Annotated in this window: 17 protein-coding genes and 1 pseudogene; 6 read left to right on the top strand and 12 right to left on the bottom strand. The window is 70.1% G+C overall.

Translation table 11 applies throughout. The features are described from left to right. Positions 1–38 precede the first annotated feature (38 nt). Complete coding sequence (locus IEY86_RS32775) at positions 39–1,529, bottom strand: aldehyde dehydrogenase family protein (protein WP_189135549.1); 1,491 nt, start codon at positions 1,527–1,529, stop codon at positions 39–41. Then, the gene (locus IEY86_RS32780; protein WP_189135550.1) at positions 1,526–2,821 is read right to left on the bottom strand and encodes a hypothetical protein; all 1,296 of its coding nucleotides are present in this window, start codon (positions 2,819–2,821) and stop codon (positions 1,526–1,528) included. Before IEY86_RS32780 ends, IEY86_RS32775 begins: the two co-directional genes overlap by 4 nt. Positions 2,822–3,521: 700 nt before the next feature. Here IEY86_RS32780 and IEY86_RS38540 point away from each other — a divergent pair. Continuing rightward, positions 3,522–3,638, top strand: a pseudogene (locus IEY86_RS38540) (deazapurine DNA modification protein DpdA family protein); the annotation flags it as partial. A gap of 1,319 nt (positions 3,639–4,957) precedes the next feature. Here the strand turns inward: IEY86_RS38540 and IEY86_RS32785 are convergent. Further along, positions 4,958–5,431 carry a CYTH domain-containing protein gene (locus IEY86_RS32785; RefSeq protein ID WP_229698975.1) on the bottom strand — a complete coding sequence of 158 codons (474 nt, stop codon included), beginning with the start codon at positions 5,429–5,431 and terminating at the stop codon, positions 4,958–4,960. A gap of 382 nt (positions 5,432–5,813) precedes the next feature. Between IEY86_RS32785 and IEY86_RS32790 the strand changes: the two genes are divergently transcribed. Continuing rightward, positions 5,814–6,602 carry a bestrophin-like domain gene (locus tag IEY86_RS32790; RefSeq protein WP_189135551.1) on the top strand — a complete coding sequence of 263 codons (789 nt, stop codon included), beginning with the start codon at positions 5,814–5,816 and terminating at the stop codon, positions 6,600–6,602. A 1,046-nt stretch (positions 6,603–7,648) separates the two neighbouring features. On the opposite strand, the gene IEY86_RS32795 is transcribed toward IEY86_RS32790, so the two are convergent. From IEY86_RS32795 to IEY86_RS32805, 3 genes are all read right to left on the bottom strand, one after another. After that, positions 7,649–8,020, bottom strand: a complete 372-nt coding sequence (locus IEY86_RS32795; protein ID WP_189135552.1) for a fic family toxin-antitoxin system, toxin component — start codon at positions 8,018–8,020, stop codon at positions 7,649–7,651. Continuing rightward, on the bottom strand, positions 8,017–8,226 hold the full coding sequence (locus IEY86_RS32800; RefSeq protein ID WP_189135553.1) for a hypothetical protein: 210 nt from the start codon (positions 8,224–8,226) through the stop codon (positions 8,017–8,019). The genes IEY86_RS32795 and IEY86_RS32800 overlap by 4 nt, the downstream gene beginning before the upstream one ends. Positions 8,227–8,785: 559 nt before the next feature. After that, complete coding sequence (locus tag IEY86_RS32805) at positions 8,786–9,631, bottom strand: DUF6544 family protein (protein WP_189135554.1); 846 nt, start codon at positions 9,629–9,631, stop codon at positions 8,786–8,788. A gap of 247 nt (positions 9,632–9,878) precedes the next feature. Here IEY86_RS32805 and IEY86_RS32810 point away from each other — a divergent pair, with 247 nt between their 5' ends. After that, positions 9,879–10,814, top strand: coding sequence for an ABC transporter ATP-binding protein (locus IEY86_RS32810; RefSeq protein WP_189135555.1), 936 nt, complete (start codon positions 9,879–9,881; stop codon positions 10,812–10,814). Further along, complete coding sequence (locus IEY86_RS32815; RefSeq protein ID WP_189135556.1) at positions 10,811–12,448, top strand: ABC transporter permease; 1,638 nt, start codon at positions 10,811–10,813, stop codon at positions 12,446–12,448. The genes IEY86_RS32810 and IEY86_RS32815 overlap by 4 nt, the downstream gene beginning before the upstream one ends. A 526-nt stretch (positions 12,449–12,974) precedes the next feature. On the opposite strand, the gene IEY86_RS32820 is transcribed toward IEY86_RS32815, so the two are convergent. Then, entirely contained in the window at positions 12,975–13,667 is a 693-nt protein-coding gene (locus IEY86_RS32820) for a hypothetical protein (protein ID WP_189135557.1), read from the bottom strand. Positions 13,668–13,706: 39 nt separating this feature from the next. Between IEY86_RS32820 and IEY86_RS32825 the strand changes: the two genes are divergently transcribed. Then, a complete protein-coding gene (locus tag IEY86_RS32825; RefSeq protein ID WP_189135558.1) occupies positions 13,707–13,874 on the top strand; it encodes a hypothetical protein in 168 nt (55 codons plus the stop codon). 212 nt (positions 13,875–14,086) lie between these two features. Here IEY86_RS32825 and IEY86_RS32830 read toward each other — a convergent pair whose 3' ends face one another. Beyond that, entirely contained in the window at positions 14,087–14,815 is a 729-nt protein-coding gene (locus IEY86_RS32830; RefSeq protein WP_229698976.1) for a response regulator, read from the bottom strand. A gap of 3 nt (positions 14,816–14,818) precedes the next feature. Beyond that, positions 14,819–16,048, bottom strand: coding sequence for a sensor histidine kinase (locus IEY86_RS32835; protein ID WP_189135559.1), 1,230 nt, complete (start codon positions 16,046–16,048; stop codon positions 14,819–14,821). A gap of 325 nt (positions 16,049–16,373) precedes the next feature. On the opposite strand from IEY86_RS32835, the gene IEY86_RS32840 reads away from it, so the two are divergent. Next, the gene (locus IEY86_RS32840; RefSeq protein ID WP_229698977.1) at positions 16,374–18,551 is read left to right on the top strand and encodes an MMPL family transporter; all 2,178 of its coding nucleotides are present in this window, start codon (positions 16,374–16,376) and stop codon (positions 18,549–18,551) included. Between the two features lie 779 nt (positions 18,552–19,330). On the opposite strand, the gene IEY86_RS32845 is transcribed toward IEY86_RS32840, so the two are convergent. From IEY86_RS32845 to IEY86_RS37720, 3 genes are all read right to left on the bottom strand, one after another. After that, on the bottom strand, positions 19,331–20,806 hold the full coding sequence (locus IEY86_RS32845; RefSeq protein ID WP_189135561.1) for a beta strand repeat-containing protein: 1,476 nt from the start codon (positions 20,804–20,806) through the stop codon (positions 19,331–19,333). An 89-nt stretch (positions 20,807–20,895) separates the two neighbouring features. Then, positions 20,896–21,681 carry an IPT/TIG domain-containing protein gene (locus IEY86_RS32850; protein WP_189135562.1) on the bottom strand — a complete coding sequence of 262 codons (786 nt, stop codon included), beginning with the start codon at positions 21,679–21,681 and terminating at the stop codon, positions 20,896–20,898. Between the two features lie 308 nt (positions 21,682–21,989). Further along, the gene (locus IEY86_RS37720) at positions 21,990–22,118 is read right to left on the bottom strand and encodes a hypothetical protein (protein WP_265806047.1); all 129 of its coding nucleotides are present in this window, start codon (positions 22,116–22,118) and stop codon (positions 21,990–21,992) included. Positions 22,119–22,399 lie beyond the last annotated feature (281 nt).

A 22,399-nucleotide genomic window follows, 5' to 3' on the forward strand; every position in this document is an offset into this window, starting at 1 on the left:
CCCGGTGAGAGCGCGCTCTCACCGGGCCTACCGAGAACTCAGATCCGGAACACGGCCTTGGCGTCCAAAAATTCATCGAGCGCGCTCAGCCCCAGTTCCCGCCCCTGCCCCGAGAGCTTCACGCCGCCCCACGGCACTTCGATGGCGAAATAACCGAAGCAGTTGACCCAGCACGTTCCCACGCGGACCTCACGGATGAACCTGTCGGCGAAACTCTCGTCCGACGTCCATACGGACGTGGACAGGCCGTAGTCCGTGTCGTTGGCCGCTGCGATGGCATCGTCCGGACCGTCGACGGGGTAGATGCAGCCGACGGGGCCGAAGACCTCCTCCCGGGTGATCCGCATGCCGCGGGTGGCGCCGGTCAGGATCGTCGGCGCGTAGAACAGGCCGCCCAAGTCCGCTCCGCCCCCGCCCGTGGCACAGCTTGCACCCTCCTTCAGGGCACCCTTGACATAGCCGTCGATGCGCTCGAAGTGCTGCCGGTCGATTTGCGGCCCCTGCTGGGTCGCCTCGTCGAGTGGGTCGCCGAGGCGCCGCGACTCCGCGGCCGTGACCAGCCGGGCGAGGAAGTCTTCGTAGATGTCCCGCTGGACGTAAGTCCGGCTCCCGGCACAGCAGTTCTGCCCCGCGACGTCGAACATGGCGTCGATCGTCCCGGCCACGGCGGCGTCCAGGTCGCAGTCCGCCATGACGACATTTGCGCCCTTCCCACCCAGTTCGAGGGTGAGGCGGGGCATCCGGCTGGTGGAACCGGCCACGATGGACCGGGCAGTGTCCACCGATCCGGTGAAGGTGATTTTGTCGACCCGGGGGTCGGCGGCCAGCGCCCGCCCCGCGACATCACCGACGCCGGTGACCACGTTGAACACACCCGGCGGGAACCCCGCCTCGGTCGCGAGCGCCGCTAAGGCCTGAGCGGACAAGGGGGCCCGCTCGGGCGGCTTGACGACTACCGTGCAGCCAGCGGCGAGGGCCGGGGCGATCTTCCACGAGATACAGGCGAACGGGAAGTTCCACGGGGTGATCGCCGCACACACCCCGACCGGCACGGCGCATACGACGACACGCGCCGTGCCAACGTCCGGCTGGGTTGACGGCTCCCGTTCCAGGGCCGCGCGGGCGTAGTACCGGTACACCTCCAGCGACTGGGGCACATCCCACCCGCGCACCCCCGCGAGGCGCTTGCCGGTGTCCGTCGCCTCCAGCAGGGACAGGCGCTCGGCGTCCCGCTCGATCAGGGCGGCGAACCGCTCCAGCGTGTCAGCCCGCTCCTGGGCGGTCATGCGGGGCCAGGGCCCCTCGTCGAAGGCGGTGCGGGCAGCGCCCACGGCGGCGTCGACGTCGCGGGGACCCGCGGTCGGCAGCACGGCGAGGGTCCGCTCCGTCGTGGGGTCGAGGTCGGTGAGCTCCGCGCTGCTCACGGGATCCCGGAATCCGCCGTCGATGAACGGACGGAGATCGAGGGCGGGGATGAGGGAGGAGACGACCTGGTTCCTGCGGACGTCGGCGGGGGTTTCCCTGGTCATGAAGTTCCTTTCGGATGGGTTCCGTGCACCAACAGCCGATCCGGTTGAGCAATAAAGAGTTCTCTCGGATAACGGACGAACAGCGACTCCCGCGGGAACATGAACTGCGGGCACGATCCTGGCAGCCGTAATTGCTCCCGGGGGATGTGGAACACCCGCGCCGCGTCCGCCTCGGTGTGGTTCGCGTCGAGCCAGGATTCCCGCTCGCGCGCGTTGATGAAATCGAGATTGTCCGCCAGGGCGTGTGTGCTCCCGATCTCGATCACCCAGTCCGCCCGGTCGCCCGACAGCGTGAACCAGGGAAAGTACCCGATGCCACCGCCGTAGTAGCTGAAGTCGTCCCCGGCATGGCTGCTCGGGCGCTGCACGAGGCGTACCTCCGTGTGCAGGGTCCGGTAGACCAGCAGGACGTGCCACAGGGTGGCCAGCATGATGAGCGGCACATCGCGGATGTCCTCCGAGGGCAAGGGGAGGAGCCGCTGGCTGAAATAGTCGTCGCGCCCGTTGCCGATCTCTCCGGAGGTCCGCATGAAATGGTGGTAGCAGGAGGAGAACAGCCAGAGGTTCGCGGTGCCGAAGAGGGATTCGGGGCAGTAGTTCCGTACCACGTCGAGGCAGTGTGCCGCCTCGTACATCCGGTGCCTGATCACACCGAGCCCGGCCGCAAGTCCGGTCTGGAAGGAGATCTTCGAGAAGGTTGGTGGGTCGAACTCCCTGCGGAACCGGGGTAATCGCTGCTCCAGCAGCGACCAGCCCCTCTCCCCGATGGCGTCCACGCTCCGCTGCGGATGGAAGAAGTGCGGGATGAGCCGGCTCAATTCCGGCAGCATCAGTAGTTCGGGTCCGGACAGCGAGGAGAAGTAGTCCGCCACCCAGCGCGCTCCCCACAGCAGCGAGAACGTGGCGAGGTTGAGCCGGTTCTGTTCCGGTATGTAGATGGCCTCGGCGCGGGATCTCCAGTCCGTGCGGCTGAAGTACTGGTTCAGGTCGAGGCCCCACCAGTGGAAGCGCTCGAAGGGCGACACCATCAGCAGGTCGTTCGGCCGCTGGGAACGGTCCCGCTGCACCGCGAGCGCCAGCATCAGCGGCGAGCCGCTTCGGCTGAACTCGAACAGACTCTCCAGATCGCGGCGTTTGACGCCGAGTTTGATGCAACGGCCGCCGAGCGGGCTTTTGTCGACGAACTCCAACCGTGCGGTGGATTTCACCTGCCATTCCAGGGTGATGTTCTCGGAGTTCTTCCAGAGCGAGGGAACGGTGATCCGAAAATCCACCTTCTGGGTGTCCGGCACTATCTGTGAGATCTGCGGCGCTCCGCTGCCGGTCAGCCACCATTCGAGCATGTCCTGGAAAGTGCGCTCAGCGATGTGACCGCGCTGTTCCGCCTCCTGCCCGGGGACGATGGTGTTGCCAGGCATTATGACCCCCTAGGGTTCATTTGGATCGGGACGTTCGTCGGGGGGTTGCCGAAAAGGCCGCCTGAGCATAGCGTCGGCGCATGACGCCGTACACGGGAAACCTCGCTCCCGGATTACTCACACCGGCGTACACGCCACCGTTCGCGCGATCCCGTGCGTGGGGCATGCCACCCGCGTGTCCCGGCTCCCACTTCGACCGGCCGGTGCGCGGTGTGCACCCACCACAGCCCGGGCGACGACCACCAGCAAGCCCCGAAGCCACGAAATCCCGCCCGATCGAAGTGGTCGGACGGGATCTCGTCAACCGAACCCGGGCTAACTCAAGAACGGCCGCCACCCCCAGAGCCAGGGACTCAAGGGACACGAGTTCCCGATGTAAGTCGTGAAAGTCGAGGATCCAGCCGTCTGGAACCCAATGATCGACTCGCTGCACTTGCCCCCCTCGCCACCCTCACTCGGATAGCTCAACGAGTCGGCGGTCCGACAGTTCTGTTGGGCAGTGAATCGGCGTCAAATCCAAAGGGCCTGACCCGGTACGCCGACCAGCTCACCTCCGCCGACCTCCCTAGCCTGGTCCTACGGCCCACGCCGCCGCAACACCCGCCTGCCCACCTGTACACACCGGGCGAAAGACTGCGCCAACTGCCTGGACTACGCGCTGCGCTGGCACTCGCGGATCCTCCAGCCCTGACCGGCCCGGCTCGCAAGCAGAAGATGACCCGGCTCGGGTGGCACCGGCCACGGGCGCTGACGCAGGGGCGGCCGCCGACACCCGGTACCAACCACTTGATCCCTCCGATCCCAGCTGCGCCCAGGGACCTCCCACAGAGCCGGATGGGGCGGCATTGGGCTGGGTAGGGTGGAAGGACTGTCGTGGGGGTAGGACGGACGCGGGTGCCCTGACATGGGGTTCCTGGCATCCGCCCCCAATTTTCGGGGCCTCGCGGCACCTGCACCGGCACGGGGTGGGCCGCGCGGGGCCCGGCAACCGGGCCGTTCCCGGCGGCCTGTGATGGTATGGCTTCTATGCGGGCACTGCGGTGGCGTCGGCTTCGACCGCGACGGCGGGCACCGTTGCTGCCGAGGGTGTAGGAGACCGAGCCCTGCCTGCGTTCGCGGTCCAGGAAACCCTTCGCGACGAGCGCTTCGAGTGTGTTGCGCACCACCTGGAAACCCGGCTCTTCGCGGTGGGGGTGCGCCGTGGCGAGCTCGGCGATCACCTCGCGGACCGTGCGGGGCTGCTCGTGCCGGGCGAACAGCCCTTGACCAGCCCGCGCAGCGTGGATGCGCTGCCCCGCACCGCGGGCACCGCCTGGGACCCGGCCGCTGCCCTCTTCTTCCGGTCTGTGCCCGCTGTGCTGCCGACCTGGTCGCCCGCGCCCGGGGAACCGGCGCGGCAGGGTTCGCCGCCCCGGGCCCACCACTGCCCACCGACCCCGGTGCAGCCGACGGCGCCGACGGGGCGGACTCACCGGTCAGGGTCCCGTGCACGCACACCAGCAGGGCGTGATCGCCCTCCAGAGCGGCCAGCCGGACCCGCAGCACCCGCAGCTGCTCGCCGATACGTGCCTGCTCCCGGGTGTTGGCCTCCAGGTCCGCAGCACCCTGGCCGCGTACTGGTCCTTCAGGGCGGTGGTGCCCGACTCGGCCGACATGGCAGCTCGCTCTCCTGACACCGCGGTTGTTGCTGCCGGATGCTACTCACCCGGCAACAGCAAAATGGCATATGCATCAGCATCGGCAACGGCCCCCCGGCGCCACGCCGAAGCCGGGCAGAGCGCTCGAGGCTTCCGGCGAGGCGCACAGCCACGCAGACACTGCCGCCCCACCCATCCGGGGCGTACGGTCGGCAAGGCCCCACAGCCGCCCCGCATCAGAGGTCACCGGGCGAGGCCCACCACCGTGTACTCACGGTTCGAAACGCATCTCGACGCTCGCGCCGTCGGGGCTTGCGGCGGGTGGAGAGAGCGCCGTCCCCTTGATGTCACTGCGGACCGAGCCCGTACTCGGTCAACCACCCGAGCATTTCCTCGCGAGAGGCCTCGACGAGACGCCCTCCGGTGAAGCGACATCGTAGGTCACCTCTGCCACGCACCCCGCAGGAGGAACGAAGGACAGCGCCTCCTCCTCGGTGGCGAACTCGGCCTCCGCCAGGACCAGGCCCTGCAGGAGACCCTCGAAGACATCGACGCCCAACGGAGGCACGCTCAAACGCGTCTTGCACACCACCGCGGCCGGCAGCGAGGCGAGCAGCTCGTACTCGGCCGGCGACAAGTACGTACTGGTGACCAGGCCCTGAACACCGCCCGGACGAGGGACCGGCACCTTCTGAGTGAGCTTGAGCTCGCAACCGCCGCCCGGAAAATCTGCACGCCGCAGCCGCAGACGTGTCCCCACCAGATACCGGTCGGTGATCACACGGGCGACCGTCACCCTTGACCGCGCCGGCGGTCCGGCCAGCAGGAACCGCCTCTCCCGCTCCACACGCGCATACCTTCCGGCACAAACCGACCGACCCTGAACCCCACCAGCCCCCTCCATCACGAAAACAGCCTCTCACCTCCTTCTCCCACATCACCTCGAGCCGCCGCGCTCCGCCCCTTTCACACGCACGCGAGACGATGACCGGCGCTTGGCCCTCAATGGCTCCGGCGTCTGATTTCAGTCGCTGGGTACGAGCCGTCCTGCCCCCGGACACCGGCGCACACCTCCGCCCGGACCGTCCGCCGTCCGCCACCCGCAACAGCACCACAGGCACACCGCCGTGCGCCCCGCCAAACGGCCTCTTCGACGCGCCCGGCCTGCACCATATGTAGGGGTCATTTCTGCCAGGATGTGGCTAAAGGCACAAGGGAAACGGGAGTGCATGTTCGAGCTGATCTACTCGGCCCCATATCCACTGACGGGACCGGTGTTCGTTGCCGCCTTCGTGCTGTTCTCCGCGCTGGGTGTGTTCCTGTTCCGCCCCCTGGGCGCAAGGATGTTGGGTCAGGAGAGCACTTGGCGTGAGATGGTCACACTGGCGCTGCAAATTTGCGTCACCTTCTTCGCGCTTCTGCTCGCGTTGGCGGCCATCACGACGGTCGGCAACTACGCGGACGCCCGCAACAAGGTATCGGCGGAAGCCTCGGCCATCGCTGTGCTCTATCGAGGGGTGTCGGAATTCCCTCAGCCCACTCGCGGTGAGTTGCAGAAGGAAATTGCCTCCTACACCAGGTACGTCGTGTACACCTCCTGGCCCGAGCAACGCCGAGGGAAGACGCCGACCGGTGCCATCAAGATCGTGTCGAGTATGCAGCAGACCCTCTTCTCATTCAGACCGGGTACCGCTGCGGAGGGCATCCTTCTGTCCAGCACGGTGTCGGCGTTCCAAGTCTTCATCGACGCGCGGCGTGAAAGAATCTCGGCGACCGGTGAATCCATTCCCGGGCTACTCTCGGCAGTACTCACGATCGGGGTACTGATCACGATCGCCCTCACGTGGTTCCTGCCCGTCAGGACGCGGGCGGCCCACTGGCTGATCGCCGGAGTTGTCGCCGTCCCCGCAAGCCTGATCCTCTTCACCATTGCGGCTCTGAGCCATCCCTTCCGTGGCAGCGCCGGCATCAGCCCGTCCCCGTACCTGGTGCTCCTGCAGACGCGCCTGCCCCACTGAGTGCTCAGGGCCTACCTCATTCAGTCCGTCGGAACCTCAGGAAGTGCTGGATCCTAGCGCTCCCGGCCGCGCGGGGGAGACTGCCCACAGACTGGCAGGCAGGGGCGACACGGGGCCGGGGCGTCCGGGGCGGTTTCCTTACACGGCCTGGCCTGCGGCGTACGGACTGGTACTACCTCTGTCTGCGGCTGGTCCAGGAGCGGTATCCGAGTACGGACGACGGCTTCAAACTGCGCACCGCCGAAGTAGACCGTGCCGCCGGAGGGAAAGCTGAGGCCAGCGGCGGCACGGTCCCCACCCGGACCGGCCAGTGCACCGGGTCGGCCTGCACGATGGTGGTGTGGTGGGTGAGCCCGCCCTGGCGGTCGGGCAGGAGTGAGCGGCCCCGGTGCGGGTGGGCCATCTTCTGCGAGCAGGATCCCGCGGGGCGTGCTGGAGGCGATGCGCACAAGCGGGCACGGGCGGGCTGCACGATGAGTCGTGCTGTTCTACCGGCACTGGCCCTCGAGGCCGGCGCCGCCTCCGACGCGGGCAAGCCCCTTCCCGGCCTGCCGATGGGAGACGGCCGCAACAACCTCGACGTCCCCCACGTGCCCGTCCTCATCAGCTACAGCCGCTACTCCGGCCTGCGCGCATCCCACATCACCGACCTGCTCTGGCTCGGCGACCCAAGACCGGCACACCCGTGCGCCTCGCGGCACGTGCCGGGGGCGCACCCGGCATCCGAGCAACTGGCAACCGGAGCACGTCCGGGTGTCGTACGCCACAGACCCGGGCCCTGCACCGCTACCCGCACCGGCGCAACGCCAACGTCCGCTCTACCAGGGCGGATCGCGCACCGGGCAGTGACGCCCCGCCCCCGGCGCCTCCGCCGACCCGGCCGAGGCGTACCGAGCAGCCCGACGAGCCCGCGCCGCACGACCGGCCAGGCGGTAACCGGCCCATCTCTCACCGGGCGACGTTTCGGTACCTTCAACGGGATGGTCCCGACCACCAGTGATGCATCAGCCGTCAGGCAGATAGGTGGGCAGGCTCCCGGGGCCGGCTCAGACGCGCCAGCTCTTCAGTACCTCGGTGACACTGGCGGCGGTGGATTCGGGACGCTTGAGCTCGGCGGCCAGCGCGCTGACGCCGGACTGGCTGAGCTTGACCTCGGTGCCGGCAGCGAGCAGGTAGCCGTGGGCGACGGCTACCGCGACCCGCAGGTTGGAGCGCTCCAGCCACCGCATCCGGCCCAGCGTGTGGGTCAGGGCGGCCGCACGTGCGTAGTTGCCGTGGTAGACCTGCTGCCCGGCCAGAACCGCGCGGTGGCGCTCGACGGCGGCGATCGGCACGCCGTAGTCCTCCGGCGCCGGATCGTCCTGCCCTGCCCGGCGGGCGACCTCGAGGATCCAGGACAGGTCGACGTGCAGGATCACGCGGCCTCGATCTCGTCGATGAGATCCCCGTATCCGTCCAGGACCTCCTGGGCGCCGGCGAGGAAGGACTCACGCAGCTGCTCGTTGTCCGCCCGGATCAGCCCCTCGACGTACTCGTTCACGGGCATGTGCCGGGTATCGGCCGCCTGCCGGGCCATCTCCGCAGCGTCTTCATCCAGTCTTAGGTTGACCTGGGTCTTCGCCATAGCCGCGATGCTACCACCTGATAGCACCGCTTGCTGCCAGGTGGTAGCAGAGCCTCGACCGCAGAACAGAACCAGGCACCCTCCGCGAACACCGACGACTGCCCAGCGAAGAGGCGACCAAAGAAGACGCGGCGAGCCACAACAACCCGGTCCCCCCGCCCGGCACACACCCGGGTGCTTCCCTGGGTCACCGCTGATGGGGATTCTTGAAAAGGACCAGGGCTGCTCCTCGCCTCAGTCGATCACGCCCTCAAGCAAGTGGGGAAGTTTGGCGAGCACCGGACCCGAGTGAGTCGCATGGAGGACGCAGCCGACGGGACGTTGGACGCCCTGCGAGGAGCAGCAGTTCGCCGCCGTGACCCGGGCGGGAGCAACTCATCGTGCCCGCACACGAACAAGCCGTACTCGCAGAGAAGATCTGTCAGGCGATGCGCAACTGACCACCGCACGTCCTGAGCGGCCCACCGGCCGAGGAGGTAGGGCTCCGTCTCACGGGCCTGGCGCACGGTGTGGTGCAGCGTCGGTTCCCTGTCTCCGTGGCGTATCGGCGGCCGCCGCCTCAGCCGGGTGCGACGTTGTAGGCCACCGTGCCGGGCATGAACCGGCCCTCGATGTAGGGAAACGGCCCGTCGGGCAGGTCGTAGACGGCCTTGGCCGGGCCGGGCAGTGGCCGCTGCGAAAGGGCAGTGTCCCAGGTCGTGACCGGGGTCCTCCAGCGAGCCAGCGTCAGGCCGCTCGGCAGCGTGGCGTAGCGGTCGGCGTGGAAGTCGACGGGAGCGCCGCGCTCGTCGAGGAACACCCGTGCTGTCACGGAGCGCGCCGCGTCGGTGAGTGTGACGTCGAACGCGCGGCCGTCGACCGCTGCCCACGATGCGGCAGGGCCGAGGAGCATCGAGGGGGCGAGCAGGACGGCGTCGTTGAGATAGGTGATCAGCTCGCTGTGGTCGAACTCCTCGCCCTTGCCGTCGGCCACAGGGACGAGGTTCATCAGCTTGACGAGCATCCGCCCGTGTCCGTGGACGTACGTGTCCCGGCCGACGACCGGTACCAGGTGTGCGAGGCGGATCCGCAGGAAGAAGACGCGGGCGATCTCGACGGCGGAGTTGTACTGCCATGCCTCCGCCGTCGCCCAGCCGGCGTCGGGCCGCATGCGGAAACGGCCGACGAAGCGGGCTCGGAACGACCAGTCGCGGGGCCTGCCGACGACGCCCATGAACCGCATGTAGGGCTGCACGGCGTCCGGCAGCCCGGCCAGGTCGGCGTCGGTCACCACACCTTCGGGGTGACCGGACCGCAGGTGGGCGGCGGCGACGTCCGCCACCAGCCGGTCGTAGAGGCGGTCCTTCGGCCGGAGCGGGTTCTCGCCCGGACTGCCGCGGCCTGTTCCTGCGCGTGTGCTGATCATCGGCCCTGGCTCTCTGGCGTGGTGCCGCCGCGCGCGGCACCACCCCCATGCGACGCCTTGGGAGACCCGGCGGACAAGGGCCGTGAGTCCCCGTCGCTCGGGACCGGTGGTCCCCACGTGCCGCCTGCCCGCCACACAGGAAGATGGGCCCGGGACCCGGGACTGTTCGGCCCTACCCCGAGGCCGCCTTCTGCGTGGATGCTCGCGATGAGGTGGGCGAAGGATGCTCGCGATGGGGTGAGCGGACGTGAAAGCGACGATCTCGGTAACCGGACTGGTCAAGAAGTTCGGTGCGACCCGGGCCCTCGACGGTCTCGACCTGACGGTTGGGACCGGGGAGGTGCACGGTTTCCTGGGGCCGAACGGCGCCGGCAAGACCACCACGCTCCGAGTCCTGCTGGGACTGCTGCGCAGGGACGCCGGGGCGGTTTCCGTGCTGGGCGGGGATCCGTGGCGGGACGCGGTCTCGCTCCACCGCCGGCTGGCGTTCGTGCCGGGGGAGGTGAATCTGTGGCCGAACCTCACCGGGGGCGAGGTGATCGACCTGCTGGGCACGTTGCGCGGGGGCCTCGACCGCAAGCGCCGGGCCGACCTGCTGGAGCGTTTCCAGCTCGACCCGGGCAAGCGGTGTCGCGCCTACTCCAAGGGCAACCGGCAGAAGGTGGCCCTCGTGGCGGCCCTCGCCTCCGACGTCGAGCTGTACCTCCTGGACGAGCCGACCTCCGGTCTCGACCCGCTGATGGAGGCGGTCTTCCAGGAGGTGGTCCGAGAGCTGCGTGGGGCCGGCCGGAGTGTGCTGCTGTCCAGCCACATCCTGTCCGAGGTGGAGGCGCTGTGCGACCGCGTCACCATCATCCGCGCGGGCCGGACCGCCGAGTCGGGCACCTTCGACGAACTGCGCCATCTGACCCGTACGACGGTGACCGTCGAGACCGCCGAGCCGATCGACGCGCTGGGTGAGGTGCCCGGCGTGCACGACCTGAGCAGGGACCACACCCGTGCGCGGTTCAGTGTGGACCCCGGTGAAGTGGGTGAGGTGCTCAGACGCTTGGTGACGTTCGACGTCCGTACCCTGACCAGCTCGCCACCCACGCTCGAGGAGCTGTTCCTGCACCACTACGGGGACGACATACGCGTCCCGGACGCCTCGGACGCCGAAGCGGGTCTGGGGAGTTCACGATGACCGGGCGGACGGCCGGGCTGACCGGCACGGTCGCGCTCACCCGGCTCGCGCTGCGGCGCGACCGGCTCACCCTCTCCGCCTGGGTTCTCGGGCTGAGCGCCTTCATGGCCGGCATCACCGCCATGAGCGTCAGCGGCCTCCCCACGCGCCAGGACGTGATCGAACAGACCGAGCTCATGGCGGGCAACGCGGCGATGCGCATGCTCGGCCTGGCCTCCGGCGCCAGTGTCGGCGGTTACACGCTGGTCCGCGGCTATCTCACGCTGGCGGTGCTCGCGGCGCTGATGAGCACATTCGCCGTGGTGCGGCACACCCGCCAGAACGAGGAGACCGGGCGCGCCGATCTGGTCGGCGCGACCGCCGTGGGGCGGTACGCGGGGCTCGCCGCGGGAGTCGTCGTCACGGTCGGCGCGAACATCGCGCTGTCGGCGCTGCTGGGCCTGGGGATGATTGTGAACGGTCAGCCGATGGCGGGTTCAGTCACGGCCGGCGCGTCGGTCGGCGCAGTGGGCATCGTGTTCGCCGGTGTCGCCGCGATCGCTGTACAGCTGTCGTCCACCACGCGCGGGGCGAGTGGTATCGCCTCGGCGGTCCTCGGGCTCGCCTTCCTGCTCAGCGGCGTCGGGAACATGCTCGGCCGGGCCGACGCGAGCGGGCTGCGGGTGGTCAGTGCCTGGCCGTCCTGGGCGTCCCCGATCGGCTGGGGCCAGCAGATGCGGCCGTTCGGCGGCGACCGCTGGTGGCCGCTCGCGCTGTTCGCCGTCCTTTTCGCCGTCCTGCTCGGCGTGGCCGGCGCGCTCGTGCGCCGACGGGATGTCGGCAGGGGCATGCTCCCCGAGCGGCGCGGCCACGCCGAGGCCGCGCCCGGGCTGCTCAGCCCCTTCGGGCTGGTCCGGCGGCTGCAGCGCGGCGCCCTGCTCGCCTGGGCGGTCGGCATGCTCGGTTTCGGCCTGGTCCTCGGCGCCATCGGCGGCGAGATCGCGGACATGGACGGCTCGGCCCGCTACTGGTACACACGCGTGGGCGGCACGGACCGGATCGTCGACGCCTACCGCACCTCGATCATCGGGATGGCCGGCATGGCCGCCGCGATCTACACGGTGCAGATCCTGCTGCGCATGCATGCCGAGGAGACCGAGGGCCGTCTGGAGCCCGTCCTGGCGACCGCGGTGAGCAGGGCACGGTGGGCGACGGGCCACATCATGAACGCCGTACTCGGCGCCGCCGGGCTCCTCCTGCTCTTCGCGGTCGGCATGGGAGTAACGGCCGGCCGGACGCTGGGCGGAGGTGTCGCCGCCCAGCTGGGCGACCTGACGACGGCCGCGCTCGCCCAGCTGCCGGGGATCCTGGCGCTCGGCGGTGTCGTGGTCGCGGTGGTCGGGCTGCTGCCGCGGTGGGCCGGCCCGGTCTCCTGGACCGTGCTCATGGCGTCCGTCCTGCTGGGCCCACTGTTCGGCCCGAGCCTGAAATGGCCCCAGTGGGCCCAGGACCTCTCGCCGTTCACCCATACCCCCAAGGCACCGGCCGCCGCGATCACCATGGCCCCCGTCCTCACACTCCTCGTGGCCTTCACCGCCCTCGCGGTGGTCGGCATCGTCACATCCCGCCACCGCAACCTGGCCCTCCCGGCCTGACCTCCCGACGTGGAGGGGGACTCTGACGGGCCTGCCGCACAACTTCCGTGAGGTGTTGCTGAAGGAGGATGCGGGCCTCGCGGCTGGAGTGGGGCGCAACCGGCCGTGACCGGTTGCGCCCCGCTGCCGCGCTGCCCGTCCTGGAGGCGTACGCCCGGCTGGCCTGACCGTACTGAGCGGCGGTGCGCGGTACCGAACGGCGTGCGGACGTATTCGGCGGGATCGCGTCGAGGCTGCGGGGTGCGGTGCTTCCCCACCCCGCGGCCTCGACCCACCCCATGAGCCGTCAGCTGACGCTTACCCGCTCATGAACGGCTCCACGGTGTGGCTGACGTACCAGGTGTCCTGCGCGGCACCGGAGCACAGTCGGAGCCCCCGGGTGCCCACGCAGCTGTCGTTGTCACGCTGGAACGCAGAAGGAATGCTTGTCCCCCGAGGCCATGGCCAGCGCAGGTCCGCCTGGGGAAACAAGCTGAGCGACTCTGTGACAGCCAGAGCACCGGATGGGGAGATTCAAATATCGCCATCACCGCGACCGCGTGGCCCCGGACAACCGGAACGCACCACCACCGCCGAGAAAGCCGCGCCCGCCCTGGCGCCGACGGCTGCGCCGCTGTTGCTGCGCGCCGGTGCTACGGCTGGTCCAGGTCGTGCAGGAGTGTGTACTGCCCGGGCGCGTGTGCGGTGGCCGGGCTCGGGCGGGGGCGTTGGCCCAGGGCCAGGGGGTGTGCGGTCCGGTACCGGCTGCCGACCGTCGTCGCTGTCCCGCAGCCCCGTAGGGGTCGGGGATCATGCCCCGGCCCCAGTACGGCAAAGGCCTCTCGGGCACGATGCCCACTTCCTTCAGCGGGTCGATCGGGTCCGGGGCCGCGGAGCAGCGGTGCCGCCAGTTCTCGCTCGGGTCGAAGGTGTGGCCGAAGACCTCCGCGGGCGCGACGGCTTCGCCGACCGTGACGACGTCGGCGTCGAGCTCGACCCCGGGGATCGCCGCCGTCGCTGTCCCCGTGCTCGATCGCGGTCCGGCCCGAGGCGGGGAAGTCGAACCGGTGCAGATGGCTGCGGTCCCAGCGCAAGCGTCGTCGATCGCCTCCGTCGGCACATGCAGGGTGCGGCCGGGATCCACGGCGAAAGTGCGTCCCGGTGTGGGCCACAGGTCCCCGGCGAGCCCGCCGCCCAGCAGATCCACCCGCACCGTCCACCAGCCGCCCAACACCGCCATGGACACACACTGGAACCGCCGTCGGCCCCGCTCCGCCCGGTGAAGCGCGATCACCCGGTCGGGACACGCCCCGCGCCCGCCGACGAGCGCTCCGGCTCGCGCGACAACGGCGATGTCACCCGCGGCGTGAGGGTCGCCGGTGATGTCCACGCCGTCTTCGAGTACATCGAGCGCAAATCCGATGGGCGCCCGACTGGCTCGACCTGACCGTGCCGGACGACCGTTTCGTCGCCTCCACCTTGCTGCTGCAGTCCTGGCACCCCGGGTCCGCGTGGTTCGTCGCCGCCAGCGACATCGACCTGCAGACCAACTGACGGCAGTCGCACCGCGACGACAAAGGTCTTCGCCCTGGGCCGCTGGATCAAGCGGGCGGGCAAGGCGTACGCGGCCGGCACCCTCAAGCCTGAAGGGTTGCCCGTTCAGTCGGGGTCGGCCGCCTGCCGGGCCGCCACCAGGCCCGACTCGTAGGCCGCGATGACGGCCTGCGCCCGGTCACGGACGCCGAGTTTGTCGTAGATGCTGGTGATGTAGTTCTTGACGGTGGAGACACTGATCTCCAAGGCGCGCGCGATCTCGTTGTTGTCCAGGCCGGTGGCCAGCAGGCGCCAGACCTCCACCTCGCGCGGGGTGAGGTCGACAGTGTTTCCGGCGGCGGGCCGCCGCCGGCCCGGGGGCGCGACCTGCTCGGCCCTGACGTAGGCGGAGATCAGCCGGGACAGCAGACGGGGAGCGACGGCGGCCTCGCCCGCACGGACGGTGCGGATCGCGGCCACCAGGTCCTCGGGCGAGCTGTCCTTGGGCAGGAAGCCGTACGCGCCGGCGCGCAGGGCAGCGACCACGTACTCGTCCATGTCGAAGGTGCTGAGGGCGAGCACCCGGCACTCGGGCAGGTCACGGGCCAGTCGCTCGGTGGCGGCCACCCCGTCGAGCACGGGCATCCGGATGTCCATCACCACGACGTCGGGAAGGTGCTCGCGGGCGAGCGCGAGGGCCTGCTCGCCGTTCTCGGCCTCGGCGACCACCGTGACGGCCGGGGCGGGACCGAGGATCAGGGCCAGCCCGCGCCGCACGAGCGGCTGGTCGTCCGCAATCAGTACCCGGATCGTCCGCTCGCCCGCGTCCTCGTCCACGGCATCGGTCCCGCTCACCGGTCAGCTCTCCTTGTCCTCGCCCGTCGGAGCTTCCAGCGGCAGGTTCGCCACGACCCGGAAGCCGGCCTCGGGCAGCGGGCCGGCCTTCAGAGTGCCGCCATGCAGGGCGACCCGTTCGCGCATGCCGATCAGACCGTATCCGGTGCCGATGCCGACGGCCGGGGCGGACTGCGCGCGGTCCGTCGCGCCCCGGTCGGCGACGGACACGCGCACGCGCTCCGGCAGGCAGGTGAGGCGGACCTCCACCGGGACGTCGGGCCCGGCGTGCTTGCGGGCGTTGGTCAGTGCCTCCTGGACGATCCGGTAGAGGGTGAGACCGAACACCGGGGGCAGCTGTCCGGGATCGCCGTCCACGGTCAGCTCGGCCGGCTGTCCGGCCTGCCGGGACTCCTTGATCAGGCGGTCGAGGTCGGCCAGGCCGGGCTGCGGCGCCTCCGGGGCGCCGTGCGGGTCGGCCGCCGTGTCCTCGTCGGCCCGCAGGACGTCGAGGAGTTGCCGCATCTCGCGCAGGGCCAGCCGCCCCGACCCCTCCAGGGTGACCAGGGCGTCGCGGGCGGCACCGGGGTCGTGGTCGAGATTGGCACGGGCGCCGCCCGCCATCAGCTGCATGGTGGTGATGCGGTGGGCGACTACGTCGTGCAGCTCCCGCGCGATGTGGCGGCGTTCCTCGGCCACCGCCCGGTCGGCGAGGAGCCGGCGGTTGGCCTCCGTCTCCTGCTGCCACCGGTTGACCGCGAGGGCGGCGCCGACGATAAGGCAGGCGGCCAGGCAGGCGCTGGTCACGTTCAGGAACCCGCGCGGGGCGGCGAAGTTCGGGGTGAGCAGGGTGACGCCGATCGCACCGATCGTCAGGGTGGCCGTCGCCCACGGACGGCCGGCCCGGGCGGCCGAGTAGAGGGCGACCGTCAGGACGGCGCCGAAGTGCTGGTCTGTGGCCACCGTCAGGTTCAGCAGCGCGCCGAGGACCAGGATGACGGTCATGACGGTGAGCGGGAAGCGCCTCCGCATGAGCAGCGGCAGCGCGGACACCGTCAGCAGCAGGACGCCGACACTTGACACAGGCACGCCTGTGACCTGCGAGAACGCGGTATATCCGACGAGGTCCACGACGGCCGCGCCGACGGTCAGCAGGGCGTCGTTGCGGGTCCACGGCAAGGCGTCGGCGTGCGGTGGAAAGAGGCGCCCGCGCAGTGTCTGACGCGTCGGCACGGCGCTGCGACGTGTCACCATGGCGGGCGGTCCTCTCTTCGCCGTTCTCCGCTGTCGTGCCGGACGGTCCGCTCGGCATCAAGGTTCTTCGGCCATTGTCCCTCCGCGCCGCAGCCCATGGCTCCGCCCCAGGGCCGAAACCGGACCAGGACCAGGGTCCCGGTCCGGCGGCCGACCGGGTCCAGGGCACCATACGGCTTCTCATCCCACGCTCGTACGATCTCCGCGCACTCCGGTGATGTGCTGGAAGGGCACTGTCCGAGACAGCTTTCGAACGGGAGTCCCCGTGATTCGTGCCCTGACCGGATTCTCCACGAGAAATCCATGGAAAGTCATCACTCTCTGGATGCTGCTGGGAATAGGACTGGCCATAGTGGGTCAGGCACTGATGTACCGGGTCACCGAGAGCCAGCTCGGTGACTTCCTGCCCGAGAAGTACGACTCGGCGGCGGCACTGAAGGTCGCCGAGGACAAGTTCGGGATCAAGCCGGACGCCAATGCGGTGACCATGCTGGTGAAGCGGGCCGACGGAAAGCCGCTCGGCGCGGCCGACCAGAAGCGCGCGGAGGCAGCCGCAGCGGCGCTCGGCAGGCAGCGGGTGACCATGCCGAAGTCCGAGGACGCCCCCGACTTCCTGGCGAAGGACTATTCCCAGACGCCGAAGGTGACGCCCGGCGCGGTCGCCCCCCACCGCGCTTTCGTTCTCTTTTCCGTCGGCCTCTCCGGTAATTCGACCGACCCCGGTCTGCAGAATGTGTTCAAGGAATTCCGGAATACCGCTTCCGGCAGGTACGCGCAGGACGGACTGCGCACCGGATTCGCCGGCGGTCTGGCCGACCTCGTCGACAGCCACGAGGCTGACAAGACCACGAGCACAGTGGCCGGGGCACTCACCATCGGTCTGATCGTGCTGCTGAACGTGCTGGTGTTCCGCGGTGCCTTGGCGGCGCTGCTGCCGCTGGTGGCGGTCGGCGTCGTCGGCGGGGCCGCCGCGGGTGTCGTGGTCGGCGCGGCGGTGCTCACCGGGACCAGGCTGGACCCGAGCACACCGCAGCTGATCAGCGTGGTAATGCTCGGCATCGGGATCGATTACTTCCTGTTCCTGCTGTTCCGCTTCCGTGAGCGGTTGCGCGCGCAGCCCGAGCGCGGCGCCCGCGAGATCGCGGGTGAGGTGACGGGGCGGGTGGGCGCCGCGATCACCTCGGCGGCGCTCACCATCGTCGCCGCATTTGCCACCCTCGGTGTCGCCAGCTTCGAGCAGTTCCGGGTACTCGGCCCGGCCGTCGCGATCTCAGTCATGGTGATGCTGCTGGCCAGCCTGACCTTCATGCCCGCCCTGCTGGCGGTCACCGGCCGCAGGATGTTCTGGCCCTCCCGCGCCCTGAAGCGCACGCCGCGCGAGGGTTCGGCCGGACGCTTCGGCGACGCCGTCGCCCGGCGACCGCTCGCCGTGACGGTCGGTGCCGTCGTCCTGCTGGGTGCGCTGGCCGCCGGGATGGCCGGCATGAAGATGGACTACAGCACCGGCAGCGGCGGCGGTGGTACACCGGCCGCGGCCACCGCCGCAGAGATCTCCCGCACCCTGCCCGCGGGGGTGTCCGACCCTACCGAGGTCTACGTCACCAGCGGCGGCGGCGGCGCCCTCGACCGGCATGACGTCGACGTCCTGGTCAAGGCGCTCGGCCGCACGCAGGGCGTGGGCCAGGTGACTCCGGTCGTCTACGACAAGGCGGGCGACGCCGCCCGGATCGGCCTCTACCTGACCGCCGACCCGCAGAGCCAGAAGGCACGCGACCTAGTGTCCGGGCCGGTGCGGACGACCGTCGCACGGCACACACCCACGGGCGCCGAGGCACACGTCGGCGGCACGGCGGCGATCTTCGCGGACATCTCCACCGCCGTCTCCGAGGACCTGAAGCTGGTCTTTCCCGTGGCCGCCGCGCTCATCGCGCTGATCCTGTTCGTCCTGCTGCGCAGCGTCCTGGCACCGGTGGTGCTCATTGTCTCCGTCGGGCTCGGCTTCGCCGCCACGCTCGGCGCCTCCGCCCTGGTGTTCCAGCATCTGCGCGGAGAAGCGGGCGTCAATTTCACCCTGCCGCTGGTGCTCTTTCTGTTCGTGGTCGCCTTGGGCACGGACTACAACATCCTGATGAGCGACCGCATCAGGGAGGAGATGGAGTGCCCGGGCCCGGCCCGCTCGGCGGTGGCACGCGCGGTACGGCATACGGCACCGGCCGTGGCCAGCGCAGGACTGGTGCTGGCCGGTTCCTTCGGCAGCCTCGCGGTGAACCCCGCCCCGTCCACCCAGCAGATCGGCTTCGCGACCGCCCTGGGCATCCTGCTCTCGGCGTTCGTTCTCTCCGTCGCGCTGGTCCCGGCGCTCGCCGCGCTGCTCGGCCGTTCCCTTTGGTGGCCCGTCCGGCCGCACCGCACCGCGAGGCAGCCCTTGGCGTACGAGTCCGGGCGGCAGCCCGGCGAGCCGGGTTCCGCCCCGGTCCCGTACGACCGCATCGGCACAAAGTGACCGCCGCACCGCCGTTTTCGCGCTCCCGCACGGCCATCACCGCGAGGAAGGCGCGGGCGAGCACGGCGAGCCTGTGTGCCGGTCCCAGCCCCGTCGCCCCCGCTGGCGGCAACCAGGGCATCGGCGGTGGCACCGGCGGATCACACGGGTCAGTACTTCAACCGCATGTGAGGGGTCGTGGCCTCGGCATTGAGCCGTCCCGTTCGATGCGAGCACCGCCGAATGATCGCGTCCGGGGAGGGCGTTCATCACGCAAACAGCCTCTCAACCTCCACCCGATCGAGTGCTCGGACGGCCACGCGCAGTGGCGCGTCTCGTGCGCCGTCCGGGATCCACACGCAAGTTGATTGAAGTGCAAGAACACATGGCCAGGCACATGAAGCGCATCACTCGCCGACGGCTGCTGGCGACGGCGGTGATGGCGGCGGGGGCGGTCCTCGCTCCGGTGGCGGTCAAGGCGGCCACCGTCGACCGCTGTGATCGGACCGGGCCTCGATGGCGTGCAGGACCGCGACCATGTCGGACTGGTCGTGCCCCAGGGCCGCGGTCTCGCCGAAGAGGGCATCGCCTGGTGGCCCACCTCTGCCGGTGCGGCCACCGCATCGTTGGAGGCCGTCCGGCCCCCTGAGCCCACCGATGGCTCGAGCGCGACATCGACGAGTTCGAGGAGCGCACCGGAGACCCGGTGCGCCGGCGCCGCAAAGCTCCCCGGTCGGCCCGACGTGCTGTCCCCGGGTGCGGCACGGGGCAGTCTGTGGTGGCGAGGTCGTCGCCCGTGATCAGGCCAGGTACTGGTAGGGGGTGTCGGCGCTGGTGCCGGCCGGGGTGTGCACGGTGACGGGGACGGTGCCGGGCGGCCCGGCGGGGGCGGCAGCGACGATCTTGGTGTCGGAGATCGCTGTGAAGGACACCGCGATGCCGCCGAAGCGTACCTCGTCGGTGTAGGTCAGGTTGCTGCCGGTGATGGTGACGACGTCGCCTCCCGCGGCCGGGCCCTGGGAGGGGTCGAGGGCATTGACCACCGGGGTCCCGAGGTAGGTGTAGTAGGCACCGCCGAGTCCGGGCAGGCTGGTGCCGCCCGGTGTGGTGACGGTGACTGTCGCCGTGCCCGAGCCGCTGGGAGCTTGGGCGGTGATCTGGCTGTCCGACAGGACGGTGATGCCGGTGGCGGTGCCGGTTGCGAAGTGGACGGCGCCGGTGAGGGTCAGGTTGCTGCCGGTGATGGTGACGGTGTTCCCGCCGGAGACCGGCCCTTGGGTGGGGTCGAGCCGTGTGACGGTCGGGGCGGGGATGTAGAAGTAGGGCAGCGGATTGCTGGTGCCGCCCGGCGCGGTGACCGAGACGTTGACGGCAGCTGCGGGGGCCGTGACGGTGAGTTGGCCGGCGGTGTTGCCGGTGATGGTGGCAGGCTTGGTCCCGAACGTCACCGTGGTGGCACCGATGAGAGCGGTACCGGTGATGGTGACGGTGTTCGCGCCGGCGGCCGGTCCCTGGCTGGGAGTCAGAGCGCTGATCGCGGGCACGGGGTTGTAGGTGAATGCCGCACCGTTGCTGGTGCCGCCCGGGGTGGTGACCGTGACGTTGACCGTTCCCGAGCCGGCGGGCGCGGCCGTTGTGATCTGGGTGGCGCTGACCGGCGTGAACGACACCGATACCGAACCGAACTTCACCAGGGTCGCTCCGGTGAAGTCCGTGCCGGTGATCGTGACGGGCGTGCCCCCGGCGTTCGAACCGCCGTTGGGACTGAGACCGGTGATCACCGGAACGGCGTTGTACGTGTACGGCACACCGTTGCTGGTGCCGCCCGGGGTGGTGACCGTGACGTTGACCGTTCCCGAGCCGGCGGGTGCGGCCGTTGTGATCTGGGTGGCGCTGACCGGCGTGAACGACACCGATGTCCCACCGAACCTCACCGCGCTCGCTCCGGTGAAACCCATGCCGGTGATCGTCACGGGTGTGCCCCCCGCGGCCGGGCCGCTGGTGGGACTGACACCGGTGATCACCGGCACGGTGCTGTAGGTGTACGGCACACCGTTGCTGGTGCCGCCGGGGGTGACCACCGTGACGTTGACCGTTCCCGAGCCGGCGGGTGCGGCCGTTGTGATCTGGGTGGCGCTGACCGGCGTGAACGACACCGATGTCGCACCGAACCTCACTGTGGTCGCTCCGGTGAAGTCCGTGCCGGTGATCGTCACGGGCGTGCCCCCGGCGTTCGAACCGCCGTTGGGACTGAGACTGGTGATGACCGGGACCATGGCGCACTCCTTCTGGCTCACGCACGCTGTGCCCCGGCTGACGCGGTGTCGGCCGGGGCACGGCGGCGGTCCCCCGTTGGGCCGAGGGATCAGACGACGGTGAACACGTCGGCGGCGACGACAGCGCTGGTGCCGCCCGGGGTGGTGACCTGGACGTCGTAGGTGCCGGCGGCGAGCCCGGCGGGGACGTCGGTGAGCAGGCTGCCGGGACCGGTGGGGGTGAAGGAGGCCGCCACCGACGCTCCGCCGCCCGTGGGGGTGAAGGTCACGGCGCTGGTGTCGCTCAGGCAGGTTCCGCTGACGATGACGCCCAGGGTGCCGGCCGCCCCGGAGGTGGGCGACAGGCCGGTGACCGCGGGAACGTCGCAATAGGTGAACTGGCCGGGGGCGCCGATCGGGAGGCTGACGCCGCCGGCGCTGGTGACCGTGAGGTCAACGGTGTCCGTGCAGGCCGCGAAGGCACCGTGCACCGGCGGTGTGACGGTGAGCTGGGAGTCCGACACGACAGTGGGCACGGCGGTGCCGACCGCACCGAAGGTCACCAGGGTTGCGGTCGACAGCGCGCTGCCGGTGATGGTGAGTGCAGGAGGGGCGGCCGGCCCGATCTGGGCGCTCAGAGCCCCGGGCGCCGGTGCGGCGATGTAGAACAGCGGCAGGGAGTTGCTGGTGGTGGTTCCCGCGGTCACGCTGACGCTGACCTGACCGGCGCAACCCGCCGGGATGACGGAGGTGACCGTGCCGGCGGCAACGGTGGCGGGGGTGACCGACTTGGTCCCGAAGTTCACCTTGGTGGTGCCCCCCAGGGCGCTGCCGGTGATGGTCAGCGTGACCCCGCTGTGGCTCTGGGTCGGGCTCAGTGCGGTGATGGTGGCCATGGTGTGTCTCCTTTTCGGGGATTGCTGCCCCGTGGAAGGGGCCGGATGGTTGTGATGCGGGTGGGCAGTCCGCTCAAATCGCACGGCCTGCCGGGCCGCAGGGCGCCAGGACCCCTCGGACCGCATTGGGGACGCGCGAATCGGGCCGACCGGCAGGGCCGTCAGGACGCGCCCCGTTCCGTCCCGGCGCAAGGCACCTGGATCAGGGGTGGGCTGACCGCCCTCGCGGCCGTCGGTCCCTCAGCAGGGCGCAGGGCCGCCCGTGGCGGCGCAGTTGTGCGGTCTCTCGTCGTTCACCGGAGCGGCTGTCACAGCACCGTGCATCCGAAGTCCTTCGAGACGCTGCGCCGGGCGGCCACGCCGGACTTGTGGCCACCGCTGCCGTTGAGTCTGTGGGCACCGTCTGCAGCGGAGGGACCGGATGCTGCTGCGCGCACGACGCTCCTCGGTCGTGTCCGTGAGCCACCGCACCACCCGACGCCCCCGGAGGGAGTGCACCGTCCGATGGATCAAGTTCCCCGCAACCATGAGAGGGCCTGCTCGTCGCGACCCGGCGACGTGAGCGCTGCCGCACAGGTTCCCTGCCGCTCTCCCCGGTGGAGGGATGGGCAGCCCACCTGCTCGGATGCTCTCAGTGAGCGTTTTCAGCGCTGCCGCTCCAGGGCGAGGATGGCTGCGGTGATTGACGACATTCGATTCGGACTGCATCGTGCCCTGC

The organism is Wenjunlia tyrosinilytica, from assembly GCF_014646055.1.
GTDB classification, from domain to species: domain Bacteria; phylum Actinomycetota; class Actinomycetes; order Streptomycetales; family Streptomycetaceae; genus Wenjunlia; species Wenjunlia tyrosinilytica.